General features: G+C 35.4%; 24 protein-coding genes. 5 read left to right on the forward strand and 19 right to left on the reverse strand.

The window, feature by feature from the left end:
• Positions 1 to 210 (reverse strand): ATP-binding cassette domain-containing protein (locus PHU20_RS19170; RefSeq protein ID WP_274827024.1); only part of this gene is annotated, 210 nt, incomplete at its 3' end.
• Between the two features lie 623 nt (positions 211 to 833).
• Here PHU20_RS19170 and PHU20_RS19175 point away from each other — a divergent pair.
• Both PHU20_RS19175 and lepB read left to right on the forward strand, forming a co-directional pair.
• Positions 834 to 2,504 carry an O-antigen ligase family protein gene (locus PHU20_RS19175; RefSeq protein WP_274827025.1) on the forward strand — a complete coding sequence of 557 codons (1,671 nt, stop codon included), beginning with the start codon at positions 834 to 836 and terminating at the stop codon, positions 2,502 to 2,504.
• Positions 2,505 to 2,570: 66 nt separating this feature from the next.
• Positions 2,571 to 3,818, forward strand: a complete 1,248-nt coding sequence (gene lepB / locus PHU20_RS19180) for a signal peptidase I (protein ID WP_274827026.1) — start codon at positions 2,571 to 2,573, stop codon at positions 3,816 to 3,818.
• Positions 3,819 to 4,186: 368 nt separating this feature from the next.
• On the opposite strand, the gene PHU20_RS19185 is transcribed toward lepB, so the two are convergent.
• Positions 4,187 to 5,452 carry an IS256 family transposase gene (locus tag PHU20_RS19185; RefSeq protein WP_274827027.1) on the reverse strand — a complete coding sequence of 422 codons (1,266 nt, stop codon included), beginning with the start codon at positions 5,450 to 5,452 and terminating at the stop codon, positions 4,187 to 4,189.
• 68 nt (positions 5,453 to 5,520) lie between these two features.
• On the opposite strand from PHU20_RS19185, the gene PHU20_RS19190 reads away from it, so the two are divergent.
• Positions 5,521 to 5,841, forward strand: a complete 321-nt coding sequence (locus PHU20_RS19190; protein WP_274827028.1) for a transposase — start codon at positions 5,521 to 5,523, stop codon at positions 5,839 to 5,841.
• Positions 5,842 to 5,982: 141 nt separating this feature from the next.
• On the opposite strand, the gene PHU20_RS19195 is transcribed toward PHU20_RS19190, so the two are convergent.
• Positions 5,983 to 7,944 (reverse strand): hypothetical protein, encoded by a 1,962-nt coding sequence (locus PHU20_RS19195; protein ID WP_274827029.1) that lies wholly within the window; start codon positions 7,942 to 7,944, stop codon positions 5,983 to 5,985.
• 261 nt (positions 7,945 to 8,205) lie between these two features.
• On the opposite strand from PHU20_RS19195, the gene PHU20_RS19200 reads away from it, so the two are divergent.
• Positions 8,206 to 9,329, forward strand: a protein-coding gene (locus PHU20_RS19200) for an IS3 family transposase (protein ID WP_274827030.1) whose coding sequence is annotated in 2 segments (ribosomal slippage) — positions 8,206 to 8,458 and positions 8,458 to 9,329 — 1,125 coding nt in all. Because the reading frame shifts where the segments join, the coding sequence is not laid out codon by codon here.
• A gap of 179 nt (positions 9,330 to 9,508) precedes the next feature.
• Here the strand turns inward: PHU20_RS19200 and PHU20_RS19205 are convergent.
• The 5 genes from PHU20_RS19205 to PHU20_RS19225 form a co-directional block, all read right to left on the reverse strand.
• Positions 9,509 to 10,360 carry a TlpA family protein disulfide reductase gene (locus PHU20_RS19205; protein WP_274827031.1) on the reverse strand — a complete coding sequence of 284 codons (852 nt, stop codon included), beginning with the start codon at positions 10,358 to 10,360 and terminating at the stop codon, positions 9,509 to 9,511.
• A gap of 8 nt (positions 10,361 to 10,368) precedes the next feature.
• Complete coding sequence (locus PHU20_RS19210; protein WP_274827032.1) at positions 10,369 to 10,686, reverse strand: type II toxin-antitoxin system PemK/MazF family toxin; 318 nt, start codon at positions 10,684 to 10,686, stop codon at positions 10,369 to 10,371.
• A complete protein-coding gene (locus PHU20_RS19215; RefSeq protein WP_274827033.1) occupies positions 10,680 to 10,931 on the reverse strand; it encodes an AbrB/MazE/SpoVT family DNA-binding domain-containing protein in 252 nt (83 codons plus the stop codon). The genes PHU20_RS19210 and PHU20_RS19215 overlap by 7 nt, the downstream gene beginning before the upstream one ends.
• Positions 10,932 to 11,390: 459 nt before the next feature.
• Positions 11,391 to 11,636, reverse strand: a complete 246-nt coding sequence (locus tag PHU20_RS19220) for a hypothetical protein (RefSeq protein WP_274827034.1) — start codon at positions 11,634 to 11,636, stop codon at positions 11,391 to 11,393.
• The gene (locus PHU20_RS19225; protein WP_274827035.1) at positions 11,633 to 12,313 is read right to left on the reverse strand and encodes a recombinase family protein; all 681 of its coding nucleotides are present in this window, start codon (positions 12,311 to 12,313) and stop codon (positions 11,633 to 11,635) included. Before PHU20_RS19225 ends, PHU20_RS19220 begins: the two co-directional genes overlap by 4 nt.
• 604 nt (positions 12,314 to 12,917) lie before the next feature.
• Here PHU20_RS19225 and PHU20_RS19230 point away from each other — a divergent pair.
• Positions 12,918 to 13,712: a hypothetical protein gene (locus tag PHU20_RS19230; RefSeq protein ID WP_274827036.1), complete on the forward strand. Its 795-nt coding sequence runs from the start codon at positions 12,918 to 12,920 to the stop codon at positions 13,710 to 13,712.
• Positions 13,713 to 13,753: 41 nt separating this feature from the next.
• Here PHU20_RS19230 and PHU20_RS19235 read toward each other — a convergent pair whose 3' ends face one another.
• From PHU20_RS19235 to PHU20_RS19285, 11 genes are all read right to left on the reverse strand, one after another.
• Complete coding sequence (locus PHU20_RS19235) at positions 13,754 to 14,047, reverse strand: hypothetical protein (RefSeq protein ID WP_274827037.1); 294 nt, start codon at positions 14,045 to 14,047, stop codon at positions 13,754 to 13,756.
• Positions 14,048 to 14,183: 136 nt separating this feature from the next.
• Positions 14,184 to 14,624: a DUF1419 domain-containing protein gene (locus PHU20_RS19240; RefSeq protein ID WP_274827038.1), complete on the reverse strand. Its 441-nt coding sequence runs from the start codon at positions 14,622 to 14,624 to the stop codon at positions 14,184 to 14,186.
• A gap of 101 nt (positions 14,625 to 14,725) precedes the next feature.
• Positions 14,726 to 15,010 (reverse strand): hypothetical protein, encoded by a 285-nt coding sequence (locus tag PHU20_RS19245; protein ID WP_274827039.1) that lies wholly within the window; start codon positions 15,008 to 15,010, stop codon positions 14,726 to 14,728.
• Between the two features lie 130 nt (positions 15,011 to 15,140).
• Positions 15,141 to 15,335 (reverse strand): hypothetical protein, encoded by a 195-nt coding sequence (locus PHU20_RS19250; protein ID WP_274827040.1) that lies wholly within the window; start codon positions 15,333 to 15,335, stop codon positions 15,141 to 15,143.
• A 654-nt stretch (positions 15,336 to 15,989) separates the two neighbouring features.
• Positions 15,990 to 17,114, reverse strand: coding sequence for a phosphoribosyltransferase (locus PHU20_RS19255; RefSeq protein WP_274827041.1), 1,125 nt, complete (start codon positions 17,112 to 17,114; stop codon positions 15,990 to 15,992).
• Positions 17,115 to 17,121: 7 nt separating this feature from the next.
• Entirely contained in the window at positions 17,122 to 17,475 is a 354-nt protein-coding gene (locus PHU20_RS19260; RefSeq protein ID WP_274827042.1) for a hypothetical protein, read from the reverse strand.
• 13 nt (positions 17,476 to 17,488) lie between these two features.
• Positions 17,489 to 18,127 (reverse strand): DNA-processing protein DprA, encoded by a 639-nt coding sequence (locus tag PHU20_RS19265; RefSeq protein WP_274827043.1) that lies wholly within the window; start codon positions 18,125 to 18,127, stop codon positions 17,489 to 17,491.
• Between the two features lie 165 nt (positions 18,128 to 18,292).
• Positions 18,293 to 18,529, reverse strand: coding sequence for a hypothetical protein (locus PHU20_RS19270; RefSeq protein WP_274827044.1), 237 nt, complete (start codon positions 18,527 to 18,529; stop codon positions 18,293 to 18,295).
• A 96-nt stretch (positions 18,530 to 18,625) separates the two neighbouring features.
• A complete protein-coding gene (locus tag PHU20_RS19275; protein ID WP_274827045.1) occupies positions 18,626 to 19,000 on the reverse strand; it encodes a hypothetical protein in 375 nt (124 codons plus the stop codon).
• Positions 19,001 to 19,074: 74 nt separating this feature from the next.
• On the reverse strand, positions 19,075 to 19,464 hold the full coding sequence (locus tag PHU20_RS19280; protein WP_274827046.1) for an ETC complex I subunit: 390 nt from the start codon (positions 19,462 to 19,464) through the stop codon (positions 19,075 to 19,077).
• A gap of 126 nt (positions 19,465 to 19,590) precedes the next feature.
• Positions 19,591 to 20,040 (reverse strand): hypothetical protein, encoded by a 450-nt coding sequence (locus PHU20_RS19285; RefSeq protein ID WP_274827047.1) that lies wholly within the window; start codon positions 20,038 to 20,040, stop codon positions 19,591 to 19,593.
• Positions 20,041 to 20,042: the final 2 nt, after the last annotated feature.

The raw sequence follows: 20,042 nt of genomic DNA on the forward strand, positions 1-20,042 counted from the left end.
AGTCAAAATAACCTTATTATTTATACGAACTGACTTGTTGATAGGTATAAGTTCTCCATATATAATATCCAATATAGAAGTCTTTCCAGAACCGTTTCTTCCTAAAAGCCCTGTTATTTTGTTGGTTTCACTTTTAATATATACGTTATGTAGTACTAATTTTCTTCCAAATTCTAAAATCACACTATCCAATTCAAGAATGTTAATCATCTTATATACAATATTATTGTTAGAATTAATACTGTAATAACTACATCAAAAAGTAAAACTAAAAACCAAAGAGAGTAACCAGAGAGACCTAAGTTCTTATAATATAAAATCTTTTTTCTTTTATACTTTTCAACATAAATTATCGTAAATACATAAGAGAAAATTTTTAATCCAAACATTGAAATTAATACTTCATATCCTTTTTCATAAACGAAATAAAAATTAGAAATTGATAAGAGAATAATACCAATTCCATAAGAAAAATAAAATGTTGCAATTAATCTCAAAAATCTCAAGGTTTATATTTTTTGAAGAGAAACTTGACTTTATTCAAAATAAGTAAATTTAACTATTTTATTAAAATTTAGTATATTATACTGATACTGGTTAATATTAAAAATATAATATTTTTTCAACATAAAAAATTGAATATAAGCATTATAATAATGAAAGCCCAACTAGACTTTATTAATTTATCAAAGCTTATAATATTAGGTTTTATATATATTATAATTCCATCACTTTATGATAAGGAATTAGTTCAATCTACCATCGTCACTAAAACAATCTACCTTATTTATGGTCTCTTCCTTCTATTTCTCATTCACTTAATCGGGTATCTCTTGAAAAGAAAAATTGTATTTGTCTTATCTAAGATTGACCTACTAATATTTTTGTTTTCATTTTTTGTTATTATGAATAGATATTTCATCCAAGATGAATATAGTTTTTCCTTATATTTTACGGATTTTATGAGTATAGGTTTATTATACTTCATACTACGTCAATGTAAATTATGGGAGTTAGTGTTTTTAATGTTATTTATTATTTTGGGTGGGATTATCCAAGCAGTTTATGGTATTATTCAATTATTTGATTGGACTGCATCACTAAATTCTAATTTTGATATTAGTGGAAGTTATTTTAATCCTGGTCCTTATTCTGGCCTTTTATCAATTGTTTATTCACTTTCATTAGGGATTTACCTTTATAGGGGAAAGATAATTATGATTACTAATTTTCCTGTGGAAAAAAATAGGCTATCAATTTTTTTTCGGTTTTTAACAATATTAGGGATTATCTTAACAATTATAACAATATTGGTCACAGAATCGCGTGCAGCTTACTTAGCTGTGATTGCCAGTACCTGTATGTTATTATTTTTTAAAAATAATTTGAATAAGACCTTAGTTTCATTGAGTAAGTTTAAGAAGTTGGTTATTTTATTATCAATTCTAATATTTTCTGGAATAGGCTTGTACAAATTATATAATTACAAAAAAGCTTCGGCGGATGGAAGGATTTTAATTTGGAAGGTGTCTTCAGAAATTGTTAAGGAAAATTTTTTCTTTGGAGTCGGCATTGATAGGTTTACTTCACATTACATGAACGAACAAGGAAAATATTTTAGAGAAAATCATAATCCGAAGGAGAGCTTAGTTGCTGATAACAATTATTATGCTTTTAACGAACCATTACAATTATTTGTTGAAAATGGCTTATTTGGGTTTTTGTTAGTTTTTATCACGTGCTGGTTTGTATTGAAAATACAGGTTAAGTTAGAGAATAAACCTTTAAAAATAGTTTGTTTAGGAATATTATTTGCAACTTTTGTATTTGGTCTTTTTTCTTACCCTTTACAAATTTTACCTATAAAAATGATTGTTATTTTTGGAGTAGTAGTCATGGTAAATCTGGAAAAAAATAAAACTAATTATACTTTAAATATTTTCAACAAAAACAAGCGTATAAAATGGTACACATTAACATCTTTATTCATAGTTTTTTTCTTGGTACTTTTCAAAGTATTTGTTTATACTAAAGATGTAAATTTAGGATTCAGAAAGTGGAAAATTGCAATGCAATGCTATAACCATGGCCACTACAATGATAGTTTGAAAGAGTTCGAAACTGCATACCAAATATTAAAGTATGAGGGTAATTTTTTAGGTAGTTATGGTAAAACTTTAATAATGGCAGGTAGATATAATGATGCTATTGAAATTCTTTTACAAAGTAAAAATTATTTAAATACTTCAATAATTGAAATAAATCTTGGTGATGCATTTAGATTTAACAAAGATTATAAAAAAGCAGAAGAAGCCTATATAAATTCTGCAAACATGATACCAAGTCGATTTTATCCTCATTATCTATTAGTTTTAACTTATCAAGAATCTGGGCAAACAAATCTAGCGAAACAAAAAGCAAAAGAAATTTTAGAAAAGGAGGTCAAAGTTGAATCAACAGCAATAAGAGAAATCATAATTTTAATGAGACAAATATTGAAATAATTTTCTGTTGTTATTTGCACTAATTTCTATTGAATAAATTTTTATTGCTTTAAATTGAAAATTTATATGAAAGGACTTTCTAATTCTTTAATAAAAATACTTAAAAGTGTTAATTATATTTTAAATAAACATCGGAGAAATATTTTAATATCTTTATCACTCTTATTTTTAATAGGAAATATTTGGTTCATTCTTTTATTTATTTGTTTTTTAATTATTTACCTTTTAGGAGCTTCTTTAATAAATAGAATTCGTATAAAATTTGTCTCACTTATTTTCAAAGTATTATACTTATTTTGTATTGTCTTTGTCGGACTTTTAACATTTAAGTTTACAATCGGGGATGTATTTCTAGTACAAAGTAAGTCTATGGAGAACACTCTTTTTCCTAGTGATTTAATTTATGTTAACAAAATATTCTATAGTCTAAAAAGACCACAAATTACCTTTAAAAATTCCTGGTTTAACAATGTTTGTCATCAAAAAATTAATAAAATTAAAGATTTATTAAACTATCAGGAAATAACAAGAAAAAGTCGGATTAATAGAGGAGATATTCTTATTCATAGACCTAAAAATGATTATTTTGTGGTTAAACGCTGTATAGCTATAAGCGGAGATACCCTTGACATTATTAATGGGTCTATAATTATCAATAGAAAACGATATTATGAACCTGGAACAATAAAGAATGTTTATTCAATAGAAATTAGCGATAAAAAAAACTTTAAGGTCAAATTAGATTCCATGAAAATTAAGATGTCACATCCTTTAAAACAAGAAGCCAACACGGGAAATATTAAAGGAATCTTCTCACATAACGAAAGATTAAAGATTTTAAAAATTCCTGAAGTCAAGTCTTTTAGTGTTAAATTAGATACATTCAATTTAAGTAATAATCTTTTCGCAAATCCTGAAAAAACTTTTTGGACATTAGATAATATGAAATCTATAATAATTCCTAAGCAGGGGATGAGAATCGAGCTAAATTCGTTAAATTTTGAAATATATTCAAAAACGATTAGAAATCATGAAAGAGTTAATCTTGTTAAACTAGATTCAAATTATTATGTAAATGGTATAAAAGTAGATAATTATATTTTCAATATGGATTATATTTTCGTAATGGGTGACAATAGAAAGCAATCTGTTGATTCTAGACAAACCGGTTTCGTTCCAGAAAAAAATATAATCGGAAAAGTAACACACGTTTTATTTTCAAAAAAAAATGGTGAGGTTAAATTAAATAGATTATTTCATGCAATTTCTCAAATAGACAGATATCGAATAGAGAAAAACAAATTCACAAATTGAGTCGGCATTACTTATTAATAGAATTTACATTTGTTGTTTTAACAGTTTTGTTACTTAAAAAAGGCACTAATTACTAATCATAATCGTATTCCTTGAAAAATATATAGAATTCTTTCAGTTTTTAAATGATGATACCGGTTTTGATTTCAAATGCTTAAGAGATAAATTGATATGTTAATGAATTTAAATAATTGGAAGAATCAAAATCGAACTTTTAAGAAGATAACAGATATATAGGTACTTTCAGAAGAGGTTTAAATACCTGATATTCAGTTTATTAATTCCTATTTTAGATAAAACAAAACCCCGAATATGAGTCTCCAGCTCTAAAAACGGGGTATTATCTTAATTATGTATGGGTCTGTAAATTAAACTCTGTCCGTTGTTCCAATTCCTTTGGGGCTAGCCCCAAAGGAATTGGCGTTTAAGACCAGTGGTATCCTCTCCCCAAATTTAATATAAAGTTGTTGAACGGTAAGACTCCAATTATGTAATGGGCTTGTCCACTTTTTTTCGATGTTCTTTGTGGCCAGGTATACCTGTTTCAACAAGGCCATGTCGTTGGTAAATGCCCCCTTGGTCTTGGTTACCTTACGAACTTGGCGATGAAAACCTTCCACGGCGTTGGTCGTATAGATGATCTTCCTGATGGGTTCGGTGTACTGGAAGTACTGCGATAACTGCTCCCAGTTACGCTGCCAGCTCTCGATTACCACAGGGTATTTGTCGCCCCATTTCTCTTCCAAATCCAATAGATTGTCCTCTGCCACTTCCTTGCTGGTGGCACGATAAACGAGTTTAAGGTCGCGCATGAACTCCTTTTGGTCTTTTGATGCAATGTACTTCAGTGAATTACGGATCTGGTGTACGATGCAGAGCTGGACCTGTGCCTTGGGGAACACGCTCAATATCGCATCGGTAAAGCCCCGAAGGTTATCGGTGCAGGCGATAAGGATGTCCTTTAGGCCACGGTTGTTCAGGTCGGTAAGCACCTGTAACCAGAAGTTCGCCCCTTCGCTCTCGGAAATGTACATGCCCAATATTTCCTTGTAGCCTTCTTTATTGATACCGAGGATATTGTACAGGCCCTTGTGCTCGATCTTGCCATCCACTTTGACCTTGTAGTGCATGGCATCGAGCCATACGATACAATATATAGGCTCCAAGGGGCGGTTCTGCCATGCTTTTACGTCCGGGATGATCCTATCCGTTATTTGGCTTAGGACGGTATGTGAGATGTCGGTGTCGTACATCTCCTTTATATGGGCGGAGATGTCACGGTAACTCATGCCAAGACCGTAAAGGCCTATTATTTTGTCGGAGAGGTTGTCGGCCAAAATGGTCTGTCGCTTCTTTACAAGTTCCGGTTCAAAGCTGCTCTGCCTGTCCTGGGGCGTATCGATGTCGAAGGTGCCGTAGCCGCTCTTGATCGTCTTCTTGCCCTTGCCGTTGCGTTTGTTGCCCTTGGTCCTTTGAACTTCGTTCAAATGCCCCTCCATCTCGGCCTCAAGGGCCTTTTCGATCACGTTCTTCAGCATTGGGGCGAAAGCACCTCCTTTACCGAAAAGGTTCTTGCCGGACATGAACTGGTCAAGCACCTTCTTTTCGAATTCTGTTTGTTCTTCTTTTCTCATGATTCTGTCTGAATAAAATTAATACTTAAATTTATTTCAGACAGAGTTCAGTTTACACCCTCTTATGTATGTATAATATACGCAGATTCGACAACTTTCAGCACACTTTTTTATTTGCATCTCGCACCGAGCAGTTCGAACTCTTCTTCGATCACTTTTTGCAGGGGGACCTTGGGAAGATCTATACCGCGGTACCATGGGAGGGACTGGTACGGACCTTTGGTCTGTGCGATGCCCGAAAAGGGCAGCTATCGATATTCGGTCCCCAAGGGAAACTGGCCCTGATGTTCCTAAAGCATTATGCCGAATGTTCCGACAGGCGTTTGGTGGAGCAGCTCAACGGTAATATCGATTACCAGTTCTTCTGGGGCACCATCACTCCGAAATAGCCAGCCCCTAAATAAAATCAAAAGGCATTTTATATTCTATGTATTCTACAAAATTAGGCTAACTCCTGAAAGTGCCTATATAAAAAATAAATATTTTAGAGAGTATTTCATGTTTCCCATTAAATTTGAAAATATTGACTTTTAAGGAAAATTATCAAAGCCTAACCATTTTTGTTTTCCATTTTCTCCCCAAATAAATACATGTTCCTCAATCCCTTTTGTATTATTTTTTAACCTCAAAAGAGCATTTTGATAAACTTTGTAAAATAAAACCGTGTCATTTGCTATTTTTTCACCCATAGATATCCATTCTTTGTCCCAGTAAAACAATTCATACTTTTCACCTATATTAATGTGATTATCATCGTTCCTTGCCTGAAATTTAATAGACCCTATTACTTGAGGCTGAGTCAATTTTAGTCCTAATTTAAAGTCTATTCCACCAGTAAAGGTCAATTGATTATTATCAAAAGCATTTGTTCCTAAAGAATCTATACTTAAATTATCACTAAAAACTTTTCCATTCAATCGTTTTTCATTTTTATCAAAGAAATGGAGCTTAGCAAGAAATGTTTTTTTACCTTTAGAATTAAACCGAATATATTTAAATTTTTGATTGTTATTTAAAGCTATTTTTTTTTCGTGAGTGCTATTTAAATTTGAAACTCGAAATAGTTCTTTGGAATTGTTAAAATTACGATTATTCGAGCCCTCAAATACTCCACCGTTCAAAGATTTAATTCTATTTAATTTGAATTTTTCTCTTGGAGAAGTTAACCCATACTTTCTTGTTAATATAATGGTTTTTAACGATGATTTATTTGGTCTTAGGTAAACTATTTCTTTATTTTTTTTATTGAAATAAAAAGGATAATTAATTGGGGCTAATCCAGTTCTAGATTCTGACATTGCGGCAAATAAAATTTCACCATCTATTCCCACATTTATAAATTTAATTCCTTTTTCTCCCAAAATACCATTATCAACTACAAACCAATCTCTTTTACTATCAAACACACATAATTTAGCATTATCTAGTTTAGATTGAAATTCATTTTTTACAGTAAAATCAACGGTTTCAAAATATTGATTAGAAATATCCTTGCCTGTTAATGAGAATAAATTATCCCCTTCATATTTATAAGCTGCCCGATAAATTTTTGGTATTATACTATTAATTTTAAATTTTTCTTTTAGGTTTATCTTACCACCTATATTACAAGCATACTCTTCTTCTCCATATTTTACATATAACCAAGAGTGACCTAAACTATAATGATTTCCCCAATGTGGAATATAGTCCTTGGAAGAAATAAAGCCCAATGATCGAAATACGTTAACAAAATACATTACAGAATCGTCACAATTCCCTCTACGTGTTTTTTCTATTTGATCTAAACTAAGTGGTACGGGATAATGTTTATAAATATCTGCTAAAATTTCATATTCAAAGCTCGAGGTCAAACTATCTACTACGAATTTTAATGATTTCCCTTTTTCAAGATAAGTCATAACCCATTTGTATTGACTATTCAATCTTTTCCTAGATTCAAGGTTAAAAGGTTCATTAGCTACCTTATAAGGTAAAATATATTGACAAAAATCTTCGAAAGATGCTCTTTTATTCAGTGGAATTTTCCTCCAAACTTCAAATGTAAAATCAATATATTTTATAAGATCATTAATATTAATGGTTTCAGCATCAGGCACATATGAATTTTTAGTTTTTATACTTTTTTGATGGACAGAAGTCAATAATTTTAAGAGATAAGTACTTCTTTCATTATCAAAGGGATAATTAAGTATGCTATCAAAAACACTTTCAAATTCTTTCTTTTCCTCATAATGTCCATGATAGGCTATATTTTCTACCAAAAATTTAGAAGCTCTATATTTTAGACTATCTTTAGATTGCTTTCTGTATTCTTCAAATAATTTATTAAATTTATTATGGACAGTTATTTGATTGGATTTTTTTTTCAGAGAATCATTACATGAATAGTTTGTGATTAATACCAGAATAGTAACTGATATAATTCGAAATATTCTGGTCATTTTTAATTCGGTGTAAAAAAAAAGATTTTTTTTAATTTTAGACAACATGGGTTTTAGTATTTTTAATTGTCAGGTATAAAACCAAAAAATGTAACTAAATTATTACAAGTTATATAAAAAAAAACAAATCAGATATTACTAGAAAAATTAGGAGATTAAATTGATAATTTGATATTGCTATTTAGCAATAATAAAGAAACAAAAGTTATTTTAAGCGAAACCTACTGACCTCCTCCCGATAAACTGGACAGACTAAAACTAGAGAAAATAGGGCGAATAAATGTTTAACTTTAAATATATTATTTGCTTATGAAACGATCAAAGTATTCGGAATCGCAGATCGTATTTGCGATCAAACAGGTGGAAACGGGCACCAGTATCCAGGAGGTCTGTCGAAAGATGGGTATCAGCGAGGCCACCTTTTACAATTGGAAGAAGAAATACGGGGGTCTCGGGGTTTCGGAACTGCGCAGGTTAAAAAACCTAGAGGAGGAGAACTCCCAGTTGAAGAAACTGGTCGCCGACCTGAGTCTGGACAAACAGATCTTGCAGGACGTTTTGAAAAAAAAGTTCTGAGACCAGCTCGAAAACGGGAGATGGTCTGCAACATACGCATGGAGTACAATATCTCCATAAACCGTTGTACCAGCTTGGTGCTGTTGCACAAAAGTGTGTTCTATTATAAAACGCAGGGGAGGAACGATGAGCTTCTTCGGATGCGTATGAACGAGATAGCCGCCACAAGGGTCAGATATGGTTTTTGGCGGATCTACATCCTTTTGAGACGTGAGGGTTTCACGGACAACCATAAGCGTGTTTACAGGGTCTATTGCGAGGAAGGGCTGAACCTGAGGTCCAAGCGGCCCAAAAGAAACCGTTCTGCAGCACATAGGCAACCAAATGAAGGCAACGCCTCCAGTTTAAACGAGTGCTGGAGCATGGATTTTGTCTCTGACCAGCTGTACAACGGCAGTAGGTTCAGGGGCTTGACTGTAGTGGATAATTATAGTAGAAAATGCCTTGCCATCCATGCGGGCAGGTCCTTAAAAGGAAGTGATGTGGTAAAAGTCATGGAAACCATTACCTTTGGGGGCGAAGTGCTTCCAAAACGCATAAAAGTGGACAACGGCAGCGAGTTCATCAGCAAGGTATTGGATAAATGGGCTTATGAAAATAAAGTGGAACTGGATTTCTCAAGGCCTGGAAAACCTACCGACAACCCGTTCATAGAGAGTTTTAATGGCTCCTTTAGGGATGAATGTCTCAATGCCAACTGGTTCTTTTCCCTTGTGGATGCACAGGAAAAGTTCGATATTTGGAGAAAGGATTATAACGGCTTCAGGCCTCACAGCTCGTTGGGGGACATGTCCCCCAACGAGTATATCGAAAAGAATCAAAATAGCCCGGATTCTCTACTTTTGACCAGTACATAATATGGGAGGAGGTCAGGGAAGGCTACAGAATCACGTTGACAATCTTATAACTGAAAAATCAATGACTTGAACTTCTCCTGAAAGTTCTTAATTTACTAACTCAAAGAAAAAATAAAAGTGGTATCATCAGCTAGAGATAATTACCTAAAATTATAAATGAATTTTCAATTATTAGTTAGTCAAAATTCATTCAAAAGCTTACGAAGTTCATTTTTAAAATTGCCAATAAAAATATGGGCATCACTCTCAAATCTACCATTATATCTTATATTTCCTTTTGCGAGGATTATTAATTTTGGATAAGAATTAATATCCAAAACCTCGTTTACTTCTTCTTCAGAAGAAGCATAGATAGTAGGAAAATCGTATCCCAAATTTTCTACTATTGTTACAGTTTTCTTAAAATTGTTGTTTTTAAGAGGCACATTCACTGAATAAAATTGAACACGATTATCATCTTTATAAAGGAGGAAATTTTTTTCGAAATTTGGAAATTTTTCATAACATATTTTACATGATGTAGTCCAAAAATCAAGAACGATAATTTTTTCTTTATTTAGCTCAATAGTATCCCTATTCTTATCTATTAATGTGATTGGTCTATAAACTTTATTAACTCTGGCACCAATGTTAGATGAATAGACAATAACATTCTCTAGAAAAACAAAAGAAGAAAAAATAAAAATAGATAAAGATACAATTCCAATTACCAAATAAAATCTCGTTTCAGAGAACAATTTTCCCAAAACTACACTTAATGGTATAAATAAAATATAACTTATAGAGTATGTGAATCCTACGAAAAAAGAACTTACAGTAAATAAAAGGATTATAGGCAGAACAAAAATTAAAGAGTATTCTACTTTATTTAAATTAGATTCTTTGTGAAAAAGAAAAAATGAGATTAAAAATGATGTACACAATGTAAACAATAAAATCCATTTATGATTTCCATTAAATATTAGAAATAAAACAAAATAAAAAATTATTAATAAACAACCCGTCACTACCTTTAAAAAAACAGTTTTCATATTATCGTTTATTTGAACATTTTTATTAATATGGCTTTTATACTTTCAATCGATTTTTGATTAAGTACAGTAATCTTATTGCTCAATCTTGATTTATCGATTGACCTGATTTGGTCCAATGCTACCTGACCCTTTTTTTTCTTGACCACAACCGTAACCCTGGTGGGATAATTCCTTATGGTAGAAGTCAGAGGGGCAATTATCAAGGTATTAAGGTTATCGTTCATTTCTTTAGGGGATATGACCACACAAGGTCTTTTTTTGCTGATCTCGCTTCCTTTGGTAGGATTTAGGTCAATCCAATAGATTTCAAACTGTTTTACCATGTCCAATCTTCAAAGGATTCATCCTCGAAAACATCGGGGATCAATATATCCCTATCATCTTTGGAATTGGCCTTGGCAAATAAAGTGTTCCAATTTTGCCTTATATTTTTTTCGACCGGTCCGATAATCAGTTTATTGTCCTTAACATCGATACTTACCTTATTGCTCAATCCAATCAGTTTTAAAAACTTGGAGGGGATGATAATCCCTTTGGAATTTCCGACTTTTATGATATTTGCTTCCATTGTTGTTAATTTTCACTAAGTTACAACATTGTTATAACAAAAACAATTTTTACTTCAATATTCTTTTAGGCGAACGAAGTGCTGCAAGCCCAAATACTTACCGGCAGACTTTACCGGCATGGATCCTGTCCCGGATTTTTAGCGTGCCGCCAGCTAAGCGCACAAAATCCGTGATAGGGCCGGTACCGACCTACTTTATCATAAGTTACCGTTGGTGTTTTGTCCCGGGGCGTAACGCGGTGAAGCACCGGCGGTGAAAGTCCAACGACCTATTTTTGGCCGAGGGACTTTCCGAGGCGAACAAACCGTAGGCGAACGGTTCCCGCCCGTCGTAAGCGTGGCGGGTTTAGGTCGCTGAAGGTAAAGGGGGGCGCACGGAGTGTCCCGAGCATTTGTGGCAGGGATAGGAGTGGTTTACCGTGTAAGGTGTATAGCTCGGCACTTGTGGCCAACATTATTTTAAATCGGTATGTTCAGGTCAAAGAGCGAAAGGTATCTGTGGAGTGTTTTTCCTTTGCGGAACTGTTTTTTGGACACGATTCTATTGTCCGTTAAATTGTACTTTACTTCGACATAGAATTCGCCCAGAGCGTAAAGGGCATATTTATATCCGTCCCCTTCGATATGGGTCAAATATGTTCCAAGGTCCCAAAGTTGCTTCCATTGGGCCGTTTCATCCAGAGTCAGGTATGAGTAAGGTTTCATGGTTTATTGGTGTCTTTGGTCGCTGAATGTTTATCGCAATAGGCACTGTCCAAGGGTTGGTTTTTGTCCCAGAATATGGTTCGGCATTCAAAACAATTTCTCCTTCCTTCATAGGCCAAGTACTTATACAGGGTCCTTTTTGATCGTACTTCCACCAATTTCATTATTTCTTCTACCGTCAGATTATTGTCCTTGTAGTAGCTGGCCGCAAGAATGGCCTTTTTCTTGGCTTCTTTGCCCAGACCTTTTTTTCTTCCTAATTGGATTCCCCTTCTCCGGGAGCTTTCCAGACCGGCCCTGGTACGTTCTACAATAAGGTCCCTTTCCAATTGAGCAAAGGCACCAAAAATATTAGTGATAAATTTTCCGTGTGCCGATGTGGTGTCTATGAAAGGTTCCTGAATGCTCTTGAACCGAACTCCTTTTTTTTGAAAACCATCAAGTAGTTTTACCAAATGGGAAATGCTTCGGGCGATCCTGTCCATTTTCCAGACTACTACAATATCATCTTTACGCAGCTGCCCCAATAGCTCATCGAGGCCGGAACGTTGCGATTTAACCCCAGAAGCGATATCGGAATAAATGTTCTTTACATCTACCCCATTGGATAAAAGTGCGTCCACCTGTAGATCCAACTTTTGGGCCTTGGTACTTACCCTTGCATAACCGAACACCATAAGTTTACTTTTAGGTTATAAATGTAAACTAAAAAAGTAAACCTGTAAAGTAAACCGAATACGAAAAGATATGGGGTTATTCTGAAAGAGGTAAAAAAACGGTGGTATTAGTAAACTTAGAATTTTGTAACCCAAAATGAATTTAAAAAGTTTTTTTGGGGATAAAAATGGTAAAAAATTGATGGGAAATGGTTTACACGATAATTAATAGGGTAAACTGCTCTTTTTATACATCTCTTATTTATTCGGATAAAACTATACTGTGGTGTTCAATATAAACAGGGCCTGCTTTATTGAATTAAAAAAAAGAAAATACGTTAAGCTTATTAGAATGTGTTTGGAATAGATAAAAAATGCGACTATATTTGAGTATGCTTGAATCTAAAGAAAAAATAACGAAACGTATAATTACCTTAAAGCACTCGGACTCCGCTCTTACGAGTAAAAGGGTGAGAATTATTTTAAGTAGTCCTGAAGATTCTGAGAATTTGACAAATGCTGTCCGTGCACTACGACATAAGGACGAAGATAATTCCAAGTTCAAACTGACTCCCAGAACGAAGGATCGCATAGATAAAGAGGCACGTAAACTACATCAAGCATAGTGAATATTGCGCTATCCACAATAGTGCTGTTTTTCCTTCTAATACCGGGAATACTTTTTAGAAGGTTTTATTATTCAGAGGAGTTTTCTAGAGAATATTTTAAATCAACTTTTTTTGAAGTCTTCATTTCAACTATTCTTCCAAGTCTTATTCTCCAATTGATTTGGTATATTTTTGCGAAACTCATATGCCAGCATGTTGATTTAAATATATTGGCGGATTTGGTTTCAGCAAAACCGTCGGAAGAAACTTTTCTCAATATTCAAAACAATTCTGTAAAAATAATAGTGTACAATATTTCTTTATTCACTTTTTCCTCCGTTACTGGTTTCTACTGTAAGCAAATAGTTAGAAAATATAAATGGGATAGGCGTTATAAGTATTTGAGGTATCAGAATTCTTGGCACTACATTTTGAAAGGAGAATTTTTTGACTTCCCAAGAGCTGATATATCTCTAGAAAAAGATGAAGTAGAGGATATCGAATTTGTATTTGTAGATGTAATCGTTCAAATTGGTGGAGAGTCATATCTATATGATGGTTTATTGGTAGATTATGAACTTAGTAAGGATGGGGGCCTTGAAACACTAAGTATCAAAAATGCTCAGAGAAGAAAATTATCGCATGATAGTGAAATAGGAAAGGAACGTGAAAAGTCAGATAATTCGAGTAATTATTATCCAATTATGGGGCATATTCTTCTTCTCAAATATTCTGAAATGAAAAATCTGAATTTCTCATATTATAGATTAGACCAAACGGCTGATGTATTAAGGCCAAGAATGGTTGAATAGCCAAATGGAGTATGGAAGGGTTTGAGAAAGCTTGCTTGATTTCAAAGGTTTTTTGTTTCCCTTTTGGCAAATTCGATAAGGAAGGATTCCCAATCACAATATTGGTCTTGTTTCGGTAACTTCTTGTTGAGCTTATCTATAAAAGTTTCCCATTCGGTGATATGTCCGAATTTTTCCTCGAACTTTATGGCGAGCAGGGATATTCGTTCATGAGTGGCCATTACACCGTTGTTAATGACCTGGTGTAGTTCCTCGAAAAGGTTAATGGCTATCACGGAAGCTGTAAATGAAACGTTCTGGAGTAAGTCTGTTGAGGGTTGTGTTGGATAGTTCATTTTATTGGATTTTAAGATTAGCGATTGCTTTCATTGGAAAACAAGCGATCGTTGATCTGGATTCAAATGTGGGTGCGACTCTGGGATGGACTGAAATAATGGTTCTTGACTTCCCAACCAAAAAGCGTAAAGGGACTTAAGAGAAAAAGAGCTTCTGGACTTCTTCTAGATTCTGTAATTCCGTTGTGGACGTTCGTTTGTTGGCGGAAAAGTACCGGTTTTTATATTGAATGAAGTGTGATGTGATATTGGATGTGTAATATTCCGACATCCTGAAGAATTGGGCATTGTGGGACTTTATCCATCTCTCAGGCGGTAAGACTTCCAGGCTTCTGTTATATTGTTCCTCTGTGATCTCTTTGAAAGGCCCGGTGTATTTCCGGTCCTCGATGGGCCTTATCAGTTCACAGGCTTCATCCATGGAACACAATATACAGCCTTCCTTCAGGTATTCATCCACGGTTTTGCCGGTATATATGGATTTCCCGTCCTTTATGAAGGTGGTAACGTTGGTTTCACCCGGTTTATAGATCACGTCCAGTTCTGAAATCTTGATTTTTTTCTGAGTTGTTTCCATTTTCAAATTGTTTAAGGTTAATAATCACTTTCGCAGAACCATAAGTGGTTATTAACCGGATTTTAAAATGGAATGATCGGAATTTGTGAAACAGAGTCCCGTCAAACACCCAAAAGCTGCTTGATCAAAGTTTTTACAGTATTATGGTCGTCCTTGGAATAGATCCTTAAGGTCAGTGGTTCGTAGGCGTCGATGGCGTAAACGGTAAGGTCCAAATAAACATTCTCGGAACCTGTCTGGAATTGGAATTCAAGGTGATCCGAAATGGTGATTCGCGGGATTTGGGCAAATTCCTTGCGGTTTGTGATATGTACATCGGTTTTAAGCTTCTGGTTCAATTGTTCAATGGTGAAGTTTTTGAAATCGATACTGCAAGTAGTTTCCATATTGAAATAATTTAAGATTAACGATTGCTTACATTGGTAAACAAGCGATCGTTGATCTGGATTCAATTGTGGTGGTTTGAAAGTATAGATAAAAACGGTTCTTGACTTCCCAACCGTAAAGCGGAACCATTCAATTAAGATGGTGGACGTGGATGAAATCATCTGTTTTACCATCTCGAAGGGTATAGGATGTATTGTATCTTTTCCCCTGGCCCATCAATTCTTCTTTCTTATTTTCGAAGGTACTTTGGGTAACTTCTGATTTATCGATAAACCATCTGATGACTTGTCTTGTGTTTTTGTCCTGGATCTTCATGAATTCCATTTTCGCTTTTTTTAGATTATAGATTCGTTTTCATTCCAAGACGAAACGGATCTATGATCGGTAATGAAAATGCGGTGCAATCCTGAATGGTAAAAGCATAAAGCATTGGTTGGTAGTATTATAAAAGTGAATCCAAAGGGTGGAAATATAATAAATTTCTTAACTTATTATTGTTGATAAATTCATATATATTTGTATATCAGTTATTTAACTGTATACTACTCAATACTTTATGACTTTTGTCACAATACTATGGTTTGAAAAAGACGTATCTTAGCACCACTGTTAGTTTTCAGTGCATTAGGTCCGATGCCTACTAACGAAAATTGGGTGCTTTTTGAGGTAGTGGACCAACCTTAGATAAGCAACATAAAAAAAGTCAGAGCTCCGAACTCCGACTTTTATGTTAACTCTAAACCATTAATATGGAAGAATTGTTTTTAGTCCTATTTATGGTATACTTGATCCTGGAAAGAAAGAGTATACCTTAGGTAAATCAAAGGCCGCTTAAAAGCGGTCTTTGTAATTTTATAGGTACAAAAATATACTAAAAAAGGAAATATTCCTATTTGAGGTTCTTAAAATACAGGTTTCCAATCATGGAATGATATTGGAGCTAACATGATCGCTTAATCGTTTTTGGTATGGACGAACCTATATACCGATTGAATTACCTTTTGATACTGCTTGTTCATGTGAAGTTTTGAGACGGTTCTCCTTAATGTGTTCAATGGCGGAATTTATTGCTGAATTTTCGTTCATGGGTTTTCCTTTACCATCGGAGATTTCCTTGGTAAGTGATGGGTCGGAAAAGATATGGACGCTGCCGTCTTTTGTATTTGTTATTTTGGCTTCAGGGTAATACTGCAGTATGGCCCTGGACTTAAGTTGAGGGGAAAGGTATTCCACAGGGCTTTCCTTCATTTTACGAATCTCCTGATTGTCGAGTTTGTATCTGAAAAGGTTTCCGTCTATGGACTCCCTTATGGACGTCTTGAACTTGTCGATATCGGATCTAAGGTTTTTGAACTGTTGTTTCGCCTCAATTTCGTTTTTTGTCCCAAGTTCAAAACGCATCATTTTTTTCCTGGTGAAATTGGACAGTGCCTCGGTAACCAGATTTGCGATGGATTTTCTTTGAATGGATGGGTCCATCTGGGCTTCCAGTTTTTCTGTCAACCTCTGTATATCCCTGTTGGTCGGGGTCCTTGTGTCCACGGCAAAAAGGGCATGTCCCCCTATGACCTCGGTTTTGGGGAATGACATTTTCAAGATGGTGGCCGTGGCCACCAGGGTCTCACCGGTGGTAATAACATCATCCACTAGGATGATGGGCTTATTGCTTAAAATCTTGTTCAGGGAATCCCTTTGTTCATTTCCCTTGAAAGTGATATTGAAGTGGTTGGTGGATCTTTCCTGTGCGGAATAGGCCGAACGTGAGCTTTGTTCCTGCCTCACGTTCATATAGTCGTTAAGGTCCACATGTTTCAGTCCTGTTTTTTCAGAAAGAATCTTCGCATATTCACTAGGTAGCACGTTCATGGCCTTTTCCCCTTTTTTGGACGGAAGGCTTACTATCAATGTCTCTTTTGTGGTATTCTTTTTGAATTTATCAAGTAGCTTATCCGATAGGGATTTGCGTATAAAGTTGTTGGTTTTTTTTTGAGGAAACCCTAAGGAGCGCAGCTCGTCTTTTTGTTTTCCGATAGCCTTATTGTAAGTTCCGGAAAGAGAGCTTTTAAAACTAACCGGGGTGAGTTGGATATCGGTTACTCCCATATGAATATTACAATTTAACCGTATGTTTTATATTTTGAAGTCCCTTTTCTGACATGAAGTTGTTGAGATATTCAAATTTGTCCAGAAAATAGGGCAGCTCTTTCGCTGTTAACACCCCGTGTTCGTCCATGACCAAACTTCCGTGTTGCACCATGGTATTTATAAAATGGTCCTTGGAATCAAACCTTTTTATTTTCTTGGAAAGTTTATCATGGAATACACTAATTGCCACATCCTTGATGTCCTTGCTTGTTTCCGATGGAAGCTTTTGAACGGTCCCGATATCCAATTGGGGGCTGTCCATTACGATTTCCCCTTCTTCGATATAGAAAAGGATATCTACTTTGATATCATTTGACATGCTTTTGTTTTTATTATAAAGCTAAGAAATTAAATGTTAACGTGGAAAGGGGCTGGACTCCCTTGTCCAACAGGGCGTTGGCCCATGGTATTCCGGCATCAAGTACATGTTGTAGTATATAGACCTTTTTTCCCAGTTTAAGGGCCTCCTGGGCTTGGTGCCTGGTGCCGCTTTTGGAGGTGGCATCGCATATCACGGTGATATCTGAAAGGTAGGCCATCGTGCGGTTACGTTGAGGGAAGTTGGCGGGCCTGGTCTTGGATCTTATAGGAAACTGGGATACCAAAAGCCCGTTTTCAATCACCCTATTGAAAAGCTCCTTGTTCTCTTTGGGGTATACCCTGTCTATCGGCGTTCCTATTACGGCCAATGTGCGTCCATTATGGTCCAAGGCCGTTGTATGGGCTATGGTATCTATGCCCAAGGCCAGGCCACTTACAATGGTATAGTCTCTTTCAATGAAGTGGAGGGTCAATTCACGCGCAGCAGCGGCCCCTAATTCAGTGGGTTTTCGGGAACCTATTATGGATACCTTCTTAGTGTCGTCCAAAAGTTCGGGGTTACCCTTGAAGTCCAATCCTTTGGATAGATAGGACGGTACGGTCCCTTTAAGGTATATATGTCCCTTTTCAATAGTGTTCATCAGTATCATAATAAAGACTTTTTATCGGGCGAAAAAAGCCACATTAAGGGTGCAATAAACATGTGTTTGCAGCTATGTGGCAAATTTGCCGAGATAAAAAGGCATGGTTCTGTAACTCTTTGTTGATGTGGTAAATATACATAAAAGTACGGAAAACCGTACAAATTAAATGTTCTAATATGAATCGGTACTATTCGAATACCTGTCCAGTAACGGACCTGTGGCAAAGCTTTTCATTCCCGTGATCTTATTGTCCAATGGATCGTAACTTACTTCCACCCAAAAAAGAAACAAAGAGAAAAGGACGAACCTGATATCGCTTTCTATGATATGGTCGATATAGTTACCTTCAGTAAAAACAAGATGGTAACGTTCGTTCTCTCCGAGTATGTCGAATTCGTCGATGTGCATGAAGCCACAATATAATGAACTTCGGGGTTTTAGTTCGGCCTTTTCATTGCATTACATCGAAAACCCCTTTTTGGTTTTCAATTTAGATCTGACAGTTCATAAATCGAAAAGGGATTTGGGTTCGAAGTGACGATTTATGAGCTGGATCATATCCCCCCAATACGTGAATCGTCCATGGCAAAATAGATAATTGTCCTTTATGTACCTATAGGCGGCCAGCCTGGCTGTATGATGGGAATCGAATTCCCTTTGAAAAGTACAATGGGTCTTTTCATTGATTCCTAGGTTGCTATCTATACCATATCCGTAATGCTCGGTTGGGAAAAGGCTCGAATATATCTTTATATAAAAATGTTGGTGTCGGAACTCTAGGCATTGGTCCGGGTTGTTGTCGATGTAAATGTTGAACTTGATATCCTGGTCGGGGATCAAGATGAAGGTCTTATCGTTGTGGATGATTTCTTCTGCCATGATGACTATTATGAATTTAAGTTGCTATTAAAACATACGGTTCTTGACTTCCCAACCGTAAAGCGTAAATAGCGTTAGACCTTTGTTACAAGTAACCTAACGTTGTTCTTTCTGACACGTTTGCGCCAATCCTCATCGTATTTGGTTGATGGTTCGGGGAGCAGATCAAGGAATTCAACAGGACATTTATCCTCAACTGGACCCATCGAAGACGGTATTCCCTTAAAGAATAGTTCGTAGTTGATGATGTCCACCAGGACAACCATGAGGAAAATTTTACCGGTAGGGTGTTTCATGACAAGGTAGATAACATGGCGGTCGTGCATGGTTCTGGCCTTGTCCAATGAGAATTTCAATATCTCATATCCTTCGGAATTGAATTCTTTCTCACAGAATTCCCTGGCCTGTTCTTTGGTCCATTTCAGATGTGTTGCGTTTCGGTAATCAAAAGATGTCCATCCCATTTTCAAAATTTTAGATTAATGATCCGTTTCGTTTTCAACCGAAGACGAAACGGATCGTTGATCGGATTGGAAAATGGGATTCCCTCTTTGCCGAAACGTAAAGGACACATAATGGATCAAGTAGTCTCATTCTGTAGGGTGCAATTGAAGGGATAGTTGGAAATCACCGGTGTAACCCAGCTCCTTGCATCTCTTGATGAACCCATCGGGTGTTTTCACATTGTATTTTAGGTCATCCAGTACCAGTTGTTCTATATGTCTGTATTGATAAACAATGAACCTTCTGTTGTCGCATCCGAAATTTTCGATTAATTCCTGGTATTCGATATTGGTGATATCTCGTTCATATAGGAAATCCCAACTGTTCTCTATACCGCTTCTTCTGACGGAATTGGGTATGCAATCGATAAAGAACCCTATGTATATACCTTTATGGCTTTCGGGCTTGTAAATGGCATATTTGGCCTTAAAGGAACTTTTTCTGAGGTGTTTTTTGATAAAGGCGATTTCCTCGGCATTGAATTTATATGATGCCGGCTTTTTGTAAAGATCCGATATGTCTAATGTCTTGTTCATTG

This window comes from Maribacter polysaccharolyticus (genome assembly GCF_028882255.1).
Classification (GTDB): domain Bacteria; phylum Bacteroidota; class Bacteroidia; order Flavobacteriales; family Flavobacteriaceae; genus Maribacter_A; species Maribacter_A polysaccharolyticus.